The sequence below is a fragment of the Burkholderia sp. Bp8998 genome (assembly GCF_003854235.1).
GTDB lineage: Bacteria > Pseudomonadota > Gammaproteobacteria > Burkholderiales > Burkholderiaceae > Burkholderia.
Genome location: NZ_QTQF01000030.1, coordinates 1 through 11,811, shown reverse-complemented (window position 1 = coordinate 11,811; position 11,811 = coordinate 1). Strand labels below are relative to the sequence as shown.

The 11,811-nt window shown below is 64.7% G+C and carries 14 protein-coding genes, 1 tRNA gene and 1 pseudogene; 6 read left to right on the top strand and 10 right to left on the bottom strand.

Translation table 11 applies throughout. From position 1 onward, the window contains the following. Window positions 1-163: 163 nt before the first annotated feature. From DIE06_RS26320 to DIE06_RS38460, 6 genes are all read right to left on the bottom strand, one after another. Entirely contained in the window at window positions 164-532 is a 369-nt protein-coding gene (locus tag DIE06_RS26320; protein ID WP_124663883.1) for a hypothetical protein, read from the bottom strand. A 224-nt stretch (window positions 533-756) separates the two neighbouring features. After that, a complete protein-coding gene (locus tag DIE06_RS26315; protein WP_124663882.1) occupies window positions 757-1,011 on the bottom strand; it encodes a hypothetical protein in 255 nt (84 codons plus the stop codon). A gap of 56 nt (window positions 1,012-1,067) precedes the next feature. Continuing rightward, on the bottom strand, window positions 1,068-1,397 hold the full coding sequence (locus tag DIE06_RS26310; RefSeq protein WP_124663881.1) for a hypothetical protein: 330 nt from the start codon (window positions 1,395-1,397) through the stop codon (window positions 1,068-1,070). Window positions 1,398-1,669: 272 nt separating this feature from the next. After that, complete coding sequence (gene egtD, locus DIE06_RS26305; RefSeq protein ID WP_124663880.1) at window positions 1,670-2,683, bottom strand: L-histidine N(alpha)-methyltransferase; 1,014 nt, start codon at window positions 2,681-2,683, stop codon at window positions 1,670-1,672. Then, window positions 2,667-3,896 (bottom strand): ergothioneine biosynthesis protein EgtB, encoded by a 1,230-nt coding sequence (gene egtB / locus DIE06_RS26300; RefSeq protein WP_124663879.1) that lies wholly within the window; start codon window positions 3,894-3,896, stop codon window positions 2,667-2,669. Before egtB ends, egtD begins: the two co-directional genes overlap by 17 nt. A 90-nt stretch (window positions 3,897-3,986) precedes the next feature. Then, a complete protein-coding gene (locus DIE06_RS38460; RefSeq protein ID WP_185733481.1) occupies window positions 3,987-4,232 on the bottom strand; it encodes a hypothetical protein in 246 nt (81 codons plus the stop codon). A gap of 249 nt (window positions 4,233-4,481) precedes the next feature. Between DIE06_RS38460 and DIE06_RS26290 the strand changes: the two genes are divergently transcribed. Both DIE06_RS26290 and DIE06_RS26285 read left to right on the top strand, forming a co-directional pair. Then, window positions 4,482-4,958: a carboxymuconolactone decarboxylase family protein gene (locus DIE06_RS26290; protein WP_124663878.1), complete on the top strand. Its 477-nt coding sequence runs from the start codon at window positions 4,482-4,484 to the stop codon at window positions 4,956-4,958. Next, the gene (locus DIE06_RS26285; protein WP_124663877.1) at window positions 4,958-5,839 is read left to right on the top strand and encodes a sigma-70 family RNA polymerase sigma factor; all 882 of its coding nucleotides are present in this window, start codon (window positions 4,958-4,960) and stop codon (window positions 5,837-5,839) included. Before DIE06_RS26290 ends, DIE06_RS26285 begins: the two co-directional genes overlap by 1 nt. Window positions 5,840-6,068: 229 nt before the next feature. Here the strand turns inward: DIE06_RS26285 and DIE06_RS26280 are convergent. Then, window positions 6,069-6,145 (bottom strand) — tRNA-Val (locus tag DIE06_RS26280). A gap of 548 nt (window positions 6,146-6,693) precedes the next feature. Continuing rightward, window positions 6,694-6,897 (bottom strand): hypothetical protein, encoded by a 204-nt coding sequence (locus DIE06_RS38455; RefSeq protein ID WP_185733480.1) that lies wholly within the window; start codon window positions 6,895-6,897, stop codon window positions 6,694-6,696. Window positions 6,898-6,905: 8 nt separating this feature from the next. Here DIE06_RS38455 and DIE06_RS26270 point away from each other — a divergent pair, with 8 nt between their 5' ends. Together DIE06_RS26270 and DIE06_RS26265 are read left to right on the top strand one after the other, a co-directional pair. Further along, a complete protein-coding gene (locus DIE06_RS26270; protein ID WP_260433772.1) occupies window positions 6,906-7,493 on the top strand; it encodes a hypothetical protein in 588 nt (195 codons plus the stop codon). Beyond that, window positions 7,490-7,756 (top strand): annotated as a pseudogene (locus DIE06_RS26265) (Imm71 family immunity protein); the annotation flags it as partial. The gene DIE06_RS26270 and the pseudogene DIE06_RS26265, both read left to right, overlap by 4 nt. A gap of 591 nt (window positions 7,757-8,347) precedes the next feature. Here the strand turns inward: DIE06_RS26265 and DIE06_RS26260 are convergent. Both DIE06_RS26260 and DIE06_RS26255 read right to left on the bottom strand, forming a co-directional pair. Further along, entirely contained in the window at window positions 8,348-9,109 is a 762-nt protein-coding gene (locus DIE06_RS26260) for an anti-sigma factor (RefSeq protein ID WP_124663876.1), read from the bottom strand. Beyond that, window positions 9,106-9,624: a sigma-70 family RNA polymerase sigma factor gene (locus DIE06_RS26255; protein ID WP_124663875.1), complete on the bottom strand. Its 519-nt coding sequence runs from the start codon at window positions 9,622-9,624 to the stop codon at window positions 9,106-9,108. Before DIE06_RS26255 ends, DIE06_RS26260 begins: the two co-directional genes overlap by 4 nt. 157 nt (window positions 9,625-9,781) lie before the next feature. Here DIE06_RS26255 and DIE06_RS26250 point away from each other — a divergent pair, with 157 nt between their 5' ends. Beyond that, window positions 9,782-10,870 (top strand): catalase family peroxidase, encoded by a 1,089-nt coding sequence (locus DIE06_RS26250; protein ID WP_124663874.1) that lies wholly within the window; start codon window positions 9,782-9,784, stop codon window positions 10,868-10,870. Beyond that, window positions 10,870-11,400 (top strand): cytochrome b, encoded by a 531-nt coding sequence (locus tag DIE06_RS26245; protein ID WP_185733479.1) that lies wholly within the window; start codon window positions 10,870-10,872, stop codon window positions 11,398-11,400. Before DIE06_RS26250 ends, DIE06_RS26245 begins: the two co-directional genes overlap by 1 nt. Window positions 11,401-11,811 lie beyond the last annotated feature (411 nt).

Here is an 11,811-nt window from a genome sequence, read left to right as displayed (position 1 = left end):
GTCATTCAGATGAAAGCAATTCGTATCCTCGCGCGTTCGTGCGCGTGGTTACGGCTGGTTGCAAATCGGGGTCGATGCGATGCTGTCGCGCGACACTACCGTTTCGCCGCCGCCATGAAAAAAGGGCGCCGAAGCGCCCTTCTTCCGCATGCGTGCGCCGCGGTTACAGCGTGCGCCCGAACGCGTTGCGATGTGCGTGGTGCGTGGACGTCGACGCATGTGCGGTATGGCCGTGCGTATGGCCGTGACCGTGGCCCGGTTGTGCACCGGCACGATCGGCGATCGAATCCGAGCGATCGGCCGCGCGCGACAGGCCCTTGTCGCGGTCGCCTGCGTGCATGCCGTTCGAGTTGCTCAGCGCTTCGCCGCTCATGTGGCCACCGGACATGCCGCCCGCGTTGCCGCCCATGCCGCCTGCGCCATGACCGCCGCCGTTGCCGCCACCATTACCGCCGGCTGCCGCATTCGCGGAAACGGCACCGAGTGCGAGCAGCGCGGCTGCCAGGACGGAAAAATATCGTTGCGTTTTCATTGTTTGCTCCCTGGAGCGCGTTCGAATGATTGCATTCTAGGAACGCGCGGTTTCCGCGCGACTCGACGTTGTAAATGATCGTAACGGTGTGCGCAATGCGCATTCATCAGATCAATGTGCGGCGTGCCGGCTGCGTGCGCGGACTGCGCGGCCGGCCCTTCACCGGACAAGGAAGATGAAAGGCGGGAACGGCACCGCGGCGCCGGTTCCGCCGGTGAGCACGCTTACTGCGCCGGCTGCATGCCCTGTGCGGCCGCCTTGCGCTGCGCAGCCTGCTCCTGCTCATGCTTCTTCGCCATGTGGTGGCCCACGATACAGCCGCCGACCGCGCCGACCACGGCGTGATGTCCTGCGTAGTGGCCGGCGACGCCGCCCACCACCGCGCCCTTCATGCAGCCCGCCGCGTGTGCGTTGCCGATCGTTGCGAGCGCAACGATGGCGGCGGTTGCGCACACCCTGATGTGTCGAATGGGCATCATGCGATCACTCTCCTCTTGTCGTCGTGATCCGTGTTCTCGTGAGCCGGTCGCCGGGCTCAGTTCCAGCGGCCGCGCCAGCCGTCGCCGTCACGCCAGCCGCCGCGGTCGCGCCACTCGTGCTCGCGCCATTCACGGCGGCGCCATTCGTGTTCGCGCCACTGACGCGCACGCCAGTCGTCATCGCGATAGCCCACCGGCGCGTACATCACCGGCGGCGACGGCGCGACATAGACGGGCTGCGGCGGCGCGACGTAGACCGGCTCCGGTGCCGCATAGACGCCCGGCACGCCGATGCCGACCGACAGGTCGACGTGGGCCGATGCGACGCCCGAAGCTGCCAGCGCTGCCACACCGAGAACTGCACCGAGAATTAGTTTCTTGCTCATTTCGCGACTCCCTGCACGTGTCGTGCGTCATGTGACTACGGTTCGGAGTCTAGGCATTGGGCGCCGACACAGGTGAAACCGCTCTGCGAGACCGGTAACGGACGTTTACGGCGGGGCGTAAAGCCTTGCGGGACAAGGGGGACGAGCGATTCGACACGCCGTTGCAACGGCGCATCGAATCGGTAAGGTCGGGAAATTTTGCCGGAGCGCGGGCCGGCGATGCAGACAGCACGCGATCCGCACGCACGCCGCGCGAGCAGATCGCAACGACGTTACGCGCGGATATCGTCGACGCTGCGCAGCCAGTGCACGCTGAACAGGTTGTCCGCGTCGGTCCACACCGTGTCGGGCTCGAAGCCCGCACGCCGCGCGATCGCATGGAAGCCGTCGATCGTGAACTTGTGCGAGTTCTCCGTGTGGATGCGCTCGCCGGCCTCGAAGCGAAACGCGTGGCCGCGCACGTGCACCGTCTGCGCGATATCGCTGACGAGATGCATCTCGATGCGCTGCCGCCCGCGATCGTAGAACGCGCAATGCGAGAACGCGTCGACGTCGAAATCCGCGCCGAGCTCCGCGTTCGCGCGCACCAGCAGGTTCAGGTTGAACTGCGCGGTCACGCCCTGCGCGTCGTTGTACGCGTGATGCAGCGTGCGCTCGTCCTTTACGAGATCGGCGCCGACCAGCAGGCCGCCGCCCCGCAGCAGCCGCGCCGCACCGCGCAGGAACGTGTCGGCTTCTTCCGGCGAGAAGTTGCCGATCGTCGAGCCGGGAAAGAAGCCGATCCGCCGCCGCGGTGTCTCGGTCAGCACGGCGAGCTGCTCGGCCTTCGTGTAGTCGGCCGCGAGCGGCGCGACGTCGAGCCACGGATAGGCCGCACGCAGCCGCGCGGCCGCGCCGTGCAGGTAGTCGGCCGAGATGTCGACCGGCACGTAGCGCGCCGGCGCGTTCGCGTAATTGCTCGCGAATGCGTCGAGCAGCACGCGGATCTTCTCGAGCGAGCCCGCGCCGAATTCGACGATGTCCGCATGCGGGCCGACGCGCCGCACGATCTCAGCCGCGCGATCGCGCAGGATGCCGAGCTCGGTACGCGTCGGGTAGTACTCGGGCAGTTCGCAGATGCGGTCGAACAGCACGGAGCCGGCCGCATCGTAGAAGTATTTCGGCGGAATGCTGCGCGGCGTGCGCGACAGTCCATCGATCAGGTCGCGCTCGAACGCGCTCGGCCGCGCATCGCGGGCGGGTTGCAGGCCACCGCTCGTGGCCGTCAGGTCAGACGTCTCGCGCAAGTCGCACTCCCGTGAATTGCCAGCGGGCGGCCGGCGGAAAGAAATTGCGATACGTCGGCCGTTCGTGCCCCGGCGGCGTCGCGATGCTGCTGCCGCGCAGGACCTGCTGGCCGACCATGAACTTGCCGTTGTATTCGGCAGCGACCCCGGCGAGCGGCCGAAAGCCCGGATACGGCTCGTAGGACGAACGCGTCCACTGCCATACGTGCCCGAGCATTTGCGTGATGCCATCCGCGCCGAACGCGGCCTCCCATTCGAATTCCGTCGGCAGGCGTGCGCCGGCCCATTCCGCGTAGGCGGCCGCTTCGTAAAAGCTCACATGACATACCGGCGTATCGGGCGCGAGCGGCTCCACGCCGTGCAGGCCGAACGCGCGCCATGCATGGACGGTTCTGGCATCGCCGTCGTCGTCGGGAATCCAGTACGGGGGCGCCGACCACCCTTCCCGCTGCACCGTTGCCCAGCCGTCGGACAGCCAGTATTCGGGGCGGGCGTAGCCGCCGTCCGCGATGAAGGCCGCGAATTCCGCATTCGTGACGAGACGGTTCGCGATCTCGCACGGTCGCACGAGCGCCGTATGGCGCGGCCGCTCGTTGTCGAACGAGAACGCGTCGCCGTCGTGGCCGATCTCGACGAGCCCGCCCGGCTGATGCAGCCAGCGCAACGGGCCGGCATCGCCCGCGGCCAGCGCGGCGTGCGTGGCGGCGCCGTCGCGCGGCCGGAAGGCGGGCTTCAGCGGGTTGCACGAGAACGCATGCAGCATGTCCGTGACGATCAGCTCCTGATGCTGCTGCTCGTGATGCAGCCCAAGCTCGATCTCGGGTGCGATCGCGTCGAGCAGCGCCGCGTCGGCGCCGGCCAGCGCGCGCAGCATCGCGTCGTCGACGTATTGCCGGTACGCATGCACCTCGTCGAGCGACGGACGCGTGAGCAGCCCGCGTTGCGGCCGCGGATGGCGCGGGCCGAGCGCTTCGTAATAGGAATTGAAGAGGAACTGGAAGGCCGCGTCGAACGGCGCGTAGCCGGGCACGCGGCGCATCAGCACGACGGTTTCGAAGAACCAGGTCGTATGCGCGAGATGCCATTTCACCGGACTCGCGTCGGGCATCGACTGCACGGCCTGGTCTTCGGCGGATAGCGTCGCGGTCAACGCGATGCTATGGGCGCGCACGTCCTGGTAACGGCGCTGAAGCTGGGATGCAAGGAGGCTCATCGGTTTACCGTTCACGTCGCGATTCGCTGCGTTGCGTTGCCGGAAAAAGGAAAGCCTTGCGCTCGAATGCGCGCGGCTGACGTGCGACCTTCATTGCTGCGTCGTCGGGCAGCCGGCGCGCGCGCCGGGCCGCTGATGCGGCATCACTTCTTCTGCCCGTGCAGAACAGTATGGGCCAGAAATGTGAACGTCGCGAATCGGATTTCGGGTGAAACGAATGCGAAAGATAAATGAAAGCATCGAACATGCACCGGTCAGCGGCATGACGAACCGTCGATGCCCGTCATGACCGGGCTCGACAGGTGAGCGCAATGTGCATGCCTGCGTGTTCGCCATGCCGACGCCTGATGACACCCACGCCGGAGTCGTGAAAGGTCGGATGGTATGGGTGCGCCGCGGGAGCGGCATCATGCAACCGATATCGGTCCTGGTCCGCGCGTGGGTATCGCAGGCATCGATACCGCCGTTCGACTGCTCTGCCCTCCGCATGCTTCCCGGCCTTCGAAAAATTTTTTGCGTCGATGTCACGCGCGCGGGGTGCTCGCTCGTCATATCACCGGAACCCACACGAAAGGAGAAGGAATCATGACTGCGAAACTCAATCCGTTTGCCGCGGCCCCTGCGCTGATGAAGAGCTGGATGACCGTGTCGGTCGCCGCTGCCGGGAGCCTCGAGCCGACGCTGATCGAGCTGGTCAAGATCCGCGCATCGCAGATCAACGCGTGTGCGAACTGCCTTAACATGCACACCGTCGAGGCGCGCGAGCAAGGCGAGACCGAGCAGCGCATCAACCTGCTGGCCGCTTGGCGCGAAGCGCCCTGCTACACCGACCGCGAACGCGCGGCGCTCGGCTGGACCGACGCGCTCACGCGGCTGTCGGAGGGCCACGGCGCGCACGAAGCCGCGTATGCGGCGCTGAACGACCACTTCAGCCAGGAGGAACAGGTGAAACTCACGCTGATGATCAACGTGATCAACGGCTGGAACCGGCTTGCTGTCGGCTTCGGGCTGTGGGTCGATCCGGCCGAAGCGAAGGCCGCGGCCGCGAAGATGGTGGCCTGATGACGAGCGTCGATCCGGCCACGGGCAGTGCCGAAGACCGGGCCGACGCAGCGGCGAGCTTCGACCCGCTGCGTCGCACGCTGATTCGCGTCGCGTACCGGATGCTCGGTTCCGTCGCGGATGCCGAAGACATGGTGCAGGAGGCATTCATCCGCTGGATGGACGTCGATCGCAGCGAGGTGCGCGTGCCCGAGGCGTTCCTGCGCCGCATGGTGATGCGCATGTGCCTCGATCAGCTGAAGTCCGCGCGGCACCAGCGCGAGACCTATATCGGCCCGTGGCTGCCCGAGCCGGTCGTCGAGGAAGATGAACAGGAGGACGTCACGCTGCCGCTGATGCTCGCGCTCGAACGTCTGTCGCCGCTGGAGCGCGCGGCGTTCCTGCTGCACGACGTGTTCGGCCTCGAGTTCGACGAGATCGCGACGACGATCCAGCGCGACCCGGCCGCATGTCGGCAGCTTGCCGCGCGCGCACGCACGCATGTGCGCGAGGCGCGGCCGCGGTTTCATGTCGAGAAGCAGCGCGGGATCGAGCTCGCCGAGGCATTCTTCGCGGCGTCCCGCAGCGGCGACATGCGCGCGCTCGGCGCGATGCTCGCCGAGGACGTGAGCCTGCATTCGGACGGCGGCGGCAAGCGCCCGGCCGCGGGCAAGCCGGTATTCGGCTTCGAGCGCGTGATGAAGGTGCACGAGTACCTCGCCGAGCTGTTCGCCACGCATGCGTCGAAGCTCGTGCGTGCGGGGTTCATCAACGGGCTGCCGGGGTTCGTCACGCTGGAGGCCGACGGCGAGCTGCAGACGACCGCGCTCGAGATCGAGGACGGGAAGGTCGTCGCGATCTATGTCGTGCGGAATCCTGACAAGTTGAAGCATCTGCATTGAGGGTGATGGATGGGCGCTATGCGCCCGCCTTCCCTGCTCTGCGCCCTGCTTTGTCGATTGCCGGATGCTGGCCGCGCGTGGCATCGCGCGATGCATCGTGCACATGCATGCGCAGTTTCGACCGCAAAAAGAAAAACGCCACGCGAGGTTGCCGCGTGGCGTTTGTATGTTTGGCGAGCCGGATTGCCTGTAGGCAATTCGCGCTGCCGGACCCCTTCATTTTGTTCGTTGGTAGGCTCGATTGGATTCGAACCAACGACCCCCACCATGTCAAGGTGGTGCTCTAACCAACTGAGCTACGAGCCTAAGAAGCCGCGAATTATAGAGAGGGTTTTGGAGGAGCACAAGCCCCTTCGTGAAAATTTTTTGAAACGGGGATGCGGGCGCTGATGATCGCCCGGTGCCTGGTGCGGCGAGCACGTCGGCTCCACGTCTTCATGTCACAGCAAAACGCGTCGATGTGCTGTGAGGTTATCCACATTCCCCTCTGGATAACCATCCGGCAAGCCTCTGGATTCACAGTGGAACGATTGAGGATATGTCGGCGCGGCTGTGAATCGTCGAAAAGTTGTTCTGTGCCGCACAGAGCTTTGAGTGTGCATTGCCTGTGGTTATGCATTCCGATTCGCGCTGAAAATTCAGGACGTTACGGTGGTTATCCACTGTGAGGCCGCGTGCTTGTTAACTATCACTACGTATGTATACGAACTCTGTTAACACCATTGGATAAGCACAGTCCGGCGACTGTGATCCGAGCAGGCCATGCACTGCGAGCAGCGAGCAGACAACCAAATCGGCGGGCTGTGAGGCCGGGGTCAATGTGCGAACGGTCATGTCTGTAGAATCGCCGGCATTCACGATGCGACGAGTTCGACATGACATTGGCGATCCGGGTTGACTGGCAAAGCGGCGAGGTCCACGCCAACCGCGTGCGTATCGAGGTCGGCGACGACGGGAGATTGAGCGAGGGCGTCCGGCGCTTGTGTTCGCCGGTGCAGGAGCTGGAGAACGGTGCGGTGCGTTATCGCATATCGCAGAAGATCACCTTCGGTGGACATGCGGGCGAATGCTTGATCGACATGGTCGAAGCACGCCAGGCGAGCGTGGCGATCCTGTTCGATGCGATTCGCTTCCTCGACGCGAGCCGCCGAAGACCGCGGAGGAGTGGCGCAGGCTCGCCGCGGTGCTGGATACCTGGAACGGTAACGGGTTCATCGTGGTCATGCAGTTGCCGCACGATTTCGGCGAGCGGATGCCGACGGCCAATGCGTGGGCCGGAAAGATTGCCGAGCAGTACGGCACGGCGACGCCCGTACAGTATCTCGAGGGCGGCGGCGATCAATTGGTCGTCGACTTCGGCAAGCTGTCGGAATATGTGACCGAGGAAGGGAACAGGATCAAGCAGCAGTTCCTGAACGTCACTGGGCACGCCGAGTTGCACGTCCAGCGGGAGTTCGACGGCGTCAAGATCGAGTTCCACAAGACGAACTGGGAGAATATCGAGAAGGTCTGTGGCTACAGCAAGTACGAGGGCGACATCCAGTACTCGACGAAGACGCGCCGGCTGGCGAGTGACGAAATCCAAACCAAGACGACCAACAGCAAAGTAACCGCGACGACACGATCGGCAGCCAATTACGAAGGTCGGCGATGAGGAATACGATCCAGCAATACGACATGACGGATGACACGACGCGCCGCAGGATTTTCTGGCTGCTTCAACGCCTGACCAGTTGTTCGCTCTGGAAGCGCAAGCGAGATGCATTTGCAGTCTTCGCGAATGAATACGAGAACGCGGTGAAGACCTGTGCCGACGATGATCCGGAGCCCATGCCGGCAGACAATTTGCCGACTATCTTCGAGATCCTCGCGGCCTACGATCGAGGGTTGTCGGAGCTGGCCCGAGGGTCCCGATTCGGGGTCCCCACCGACAAGTGGGGATTCGAAGTACTGGCGCGACGCAGTCACTTGCCGAGCTGATGCGCGCGGATTCACTTGTTCGAGCCGCGGCTCATGTTGAAAAGATTGTTGATAATCCTGCGCCGGAACCAATCAAAATGCTGTGCGACGAAAGGGTGAGCGCTCCGTAGACGGATGATTTCGTCGCGCCATGAGGCCCTTATGACATGGCTTCGAGCGTTTTGACGCATTGACTCGATCAAGAGGCGGACAATCGATCGCAGTAACGGTCGGGGTGTGGATATCCTGACGGCAAATTTACTCGAAACGCTGTGCGCCGCATCGGTGAGCACAATCGACCCCGGCGGCTCAGGATGTGGAGATCCAATCCGGAAGCCACTCGAAATCCAGTGAAGGAGGAAGGTGAGGGCGGCGACGTTCGATCAAGACATCAATCCGTCAGCCCGATGTGGATAACCGACGCCGAATCGACTCCAAACGCTGTGCACTTGAATGGAGTAGGCGCACCGATGATTGGCCGCCCGCATAATCTGGTACTCAGACGGCGCATCAGCGATGCCGGGCCTACGAAGCCGCGCATCGTACCAGTCAAATCTGCTGATCAAGCGCCCGCACAACGGCTTGTTCGCCGAGATTGACCGCCGGCCCGACCACCGCGAAGTTAATCCCGTTCGCCGACCCATACCGCGCCAGCAACGAGCCATCCACGCGTTGCCCAGCCGGCAACAGCCGATGTTTCGATTCCGCCGGCCGGAGATAGAAGCTGAGCGTCCGTCCGGCATTGTCCTCATAGAGCACCATCGCGGCCGTGGCCCCACTGTCCGTTGTAAACAACCGACCGCCAACCGGCCTGAACCCCGCCGCACTCAAATCCGGCAGCTTCGCCGAAGGCCCGACGCGTCTGGTGAGCCACCCCTGCAAATCGCCCGCACTCGTCGGCCGGAAATCCACCTTCGCGACCTGATCGACCACCATCATCCGATAAGCCTCGAGCGCATCGCTCATCGGCGCGATCGGCGGCGCCGCGTTCCACCCGCGCGCCTGCCACCCGCCGAACGTCCCCAGCCCGATGCAGAACACGAACGAAGCCGCGATCGCGAACCGCATCCGCGAGCGCTCCGCACGCCGCGCACGAATCGCCGCCGGATCCAGGTCAGGATTCTCACTCGGCATCCGCACGCTCTCGAGCGCGGCCCGCAACCGCTGCGCATCCTGCTGCCAGCGCTTCACCTGTTCCGCACTCTCCGGATGCAGCGCGAGATATCGCTCGACCGCGGCACGCGCATCGTCGTCGAGCTGGCCGTCGACATAGGCCTGGAGATCGTGTTCGTCGGGACGGAGGGTGTTCATTTCATCAACCGGAGAGAAGGAGCGGGAAGCTCGCCGTCGCTGAGCTGGCGCAGTGCCTGACGCGCGCGGGAGAGTCGCGACATCACGGTGCCGATGGGCACGTCGAGCAGGTCGGCGACTTCCTGATACGTGAAGCCCTCGACCGCGATCAGCAACAGCAGGCTGCGCTGCTCGTCGGACAGGCGGCCGAACGCTTCGAGCGTCGCCCGCGCGGCCACCTCGCGTTCGGCGGACGGCCAGTGGAGCTCGTCGTCGTTACTAATGCGGCCGAGCAGCCACGCGTAACGCTTCGCGCTGCGTTTGCCGTCGAGAAACTGCCGGTAAAGGATCGTGAAGAGCCAGCTGCGCAGCGACGCGTCGTCGCGACGGCTCGCCCAGCGCGACAGCGCGCGCTCGAGCGTCGACTGGACGAGATCGTCGGCCGCATGGACGTCGCGCGCCAGCCAGAGCGCGAAGCGCCGCAGCCTGGGGATGAGTTCGCGCAATGCGTCGTCGTCGGGGGCGTTTGGGGGCATGGCCGGGGCGCGAGCCGATAAGCGTGGAGATGCAGCGTAGGACGCCGGTCGGCGCCGCTTATTCCGTCAGCATACGAAAAAATTCTTCATGGAATAAAGCGGCGCGTGCGGCGTCCTATGCCTGTTCGACAATGATCTGATGATCGGGAGTGCATCCATGAAGCAATCTTCCTCTTCTTCGCCGCCGCGCGAGCCTGGGCGCGGGTGGTGGCGCTGGGCCGTGATCGGCGGTGCGGTGGCCGGCGTGGCCGTGGCGTTCGGGTATGTCGGCGGCTGGCTCGCGCCGGCGCGTCTGACCCCGCACCGGCTCGTCGACGCGCTGCAGACGGCCGGCGGCGAGCATCCGGGCTTCCGGCGCAATCACGCGAAGGGCGTGTGCGTGACCGGTTACTTCGAAGGCAACGGCGCCGCGAGCGCGTATTCGGTCGCGCCGTTCTTCAAGGCGGTGCGCACGCCGGTGGTCGGGCGGTTCGCGCTGCCGGGCGGGAATCCGTATGCGCCCGACAGCAGCGTGCCGATCCGCAGCCTCGCGCTGAAGCTCACCGCGCCGGACGGCCAGCAATGGCGGACCGGGATGAACGCGATGCCGGTGTTTCCGGTGGCGACGCCGAAGGCCTTCTACGCGCAGTTGCTGGCGACCCGGCCGGATCCGGCGACGGGCAAGCCCGATCCGGCGAAGGTGAAGGCGTTTTTCGGTGCGCATCCGGAGACGGCCGCGTTCCGCGCATGGGTGAAGGGTGCGAAGCCGAGCGCGAGCTACGTCACCGAAAGCTATTACGGGCTGAACGCGTTCTACTTCGTCGATGCGGCCGGCAAGCGCCAGGCGGTGAGGTGGCGGGTCGTGCCGGAGCAGACGGCCGGCGCCGGGGACGTCGCGACGGCCGCGGATCCGAACGTGTTGCAGCAGGACCTGACGCGGCGCATCGCGGACGGTGCGCAGAAGTGGAAGCTGCTGGTCACGCTCGCGGAGCCCGGCGACCCGGTGGATGACGCGACGAAGACCTGGCCGGCGCAGCGGACGACGATCGACGCGGGGACGCTCGTACTCGATCGCGTGGAGCCGCAGGACAGCGGGCCGTGCCGGGACGTGAATTACGACCCGACGGTGCTGCCGCAGGGGATTCAGGTGTCGGGGGATCCGTTGCTGGCGGCGCGGTCGGCGGCTTATGCGGATTCGTATCTGCGCAGGACGAGTGAAGAGGCCGGCGTGGCCGGCGCGGCGCGATTGAGTGCGGAGGGACGGTGATGAAGGCGACTACGACGTTTGGCTTGCCGGCGAGGCTGCTGCATTGGGTGATGGCCGCGATGATCGTCGCGATGCTGTTCATCGGCGTGGGGATGGTGGCGTCGGTTTCCGGGCGGCACGATGTTCTGGTGGCCTTGCACAAGCCGCTGGGAGTTGCCGTGCTGGTGCTGGTGTGTGTGCGGATCGTGGTGCGGTTCGTGTCGAAGCCGCCGGCGTTGCCCGAGGATCTGCCTGGGTGGCAGAAGGTTGCCGCGCATGGGTCGCATTTGGTGCTGTATGCACTGATGCTGGCGATGCCGCTGATCGGGTGGGCGATGCTGTCGGCCGGCGGATATCCGGTGACCTTGGGAGGCGGCGTGCAGTTGCCGGCGCTGGTTTCGGCTGATCCGGTGACGTTTGCCTGGCTCCGGGTCGCGCACCGGGTGCTGGCTTACCTGTTCTTCGCTACGTTCCTCGCGCACTTTGCGGCTGCGCTGTATCACGGGTTGATCCGTCGGGACGGGGTGGTGAGGGCGATGGTGGGGCGGTGAGCGACGGAGGGTTGCGTTCGACGCGGCGGGGCTTGTTCACGGGATACCGAGGTCTGGCCTGCCGTGTCGCTTATATATGATCAATGGCGTGGCTTAACGGGTCCCTGGCGCCGCATGTCAAAATAATTTCACAAAAGGGGTTGCGGAGTCCGAGACAGGTGCTTAGAATCACGCCTCTTTCGCGCTAACGGAAACGCAGCGCGGGGGAAAGAAGGGAAGCGGGTGCGGTTGATGGCAAGTTGTAGAGCCCCAGCGCACACGGATTTAAACCGCAGTCGTCGCAACGAAGTCGTTAAAAAAGTTGTTGACGAGTTTTAAAAAACGGTTAATAATCTCGCTTCTCTGCTGCTGAAAACGCAGCGCTGCTGAGAAACTTCAGGTTTCTCGCAGAAATGCTCTTTAAAAATTAAC

Excerpts from the sequence above, each read along its gene's own strand:
- DIE06_RS26320 (WP_124663883.1), bottom strand. The coding sequence starts at position 532 with ATGAAAACGCAACGATATTTTTCCGTCCTGGCAGCCGCGCTGCTCGCA.
- DIE06_RS26315 (WP_124663882.1), bottom strand. The coding sequence starts at position 1,011 with ATGATGCCCATTCGACACATCAGGGTGTGCGCAACCGCCGCCATCGTT.
- DIE06_RS26310 (WP_124663881.1), bottom strand. The coding sequence starts at position 1,397 with ATGAGCAAGAAACTAATTCTCGGTGCAGTTCTCGGTGTGGCAGCGCTG.
- egtB (WP_124663879.1), bottom strand. The coding sequence starts at position 3,896 with ATGAGCCTCCTTGCATCCCAGCTTCAGCGCCGTTACCAGGACGTGCGC.
- DIE06_RS38460 (WP_185733481.1), bottom strand. The coding sequence starts at position 4,232 with ATGGCGAACACGCAGGCATGCACATTGCGCTCACCTGTCGAGCCCGGT.
- DIE06_RS26290 (WP_124663878.1), top strand. The coding sequence starts at position 4,482 with ATGACTGCGAAACTCAATCCGTTTGCCGCGGCCCCTGCGCTGATGAAG.
- DIE06_RS26285 (WP_124663877.1), top strand. The coding sequence starts at position 4,958 with ATGACGAGCGTCGATCCGGCCACGGGCAGTGCCGAAGACCGGGCCGAC.
- DIE06_RS38455 (WP_185733480.1), bottom strand. The coding sequence starts at position 6,897 with ATGTCCACCGAAGGTGATCTTCTGCGATATGCGATAACGCACCGCACC.
- DIE06_RS26270 (WP_260433772.1), top strand. The coding sequence starts at position 6,906 with ATGCTTGATCGACATGGTCGAAGCACGCCAGGCGAGCGTGGCGATCCT.
- DIE06_RS26260 (WP_124663876.1), bottom strand. The coding sequence starts at position 9,109 with ATGAACACCCTCCGTCCCGACGAACACGATCTCCAGGCCTATGTCGAC.
- DIE06_RS26255 (WP_124663875.1), bottom strand. The coding sequence starts at position 9,624 with ATGCCCCCAAACGCCCCCGACGACGACGCATTGCGCGAACTCATCCCC.
- DIE06_RS26250 (WP_124663874.1), top strand. The coding sequence starts at position 9,782 with ATGAAGCAATCTTCCTCTTCTTCGCCGCCGCGCGAGCCTGGGCGCGGG.
- DIE06_RS26245 (WP_185733479.1), top strand. The coding sequence starts at position 10,870 with ATGAAGGCGACTACGACGTTTGGCTTGCCGGCGAGGCTGCTGCATTGG.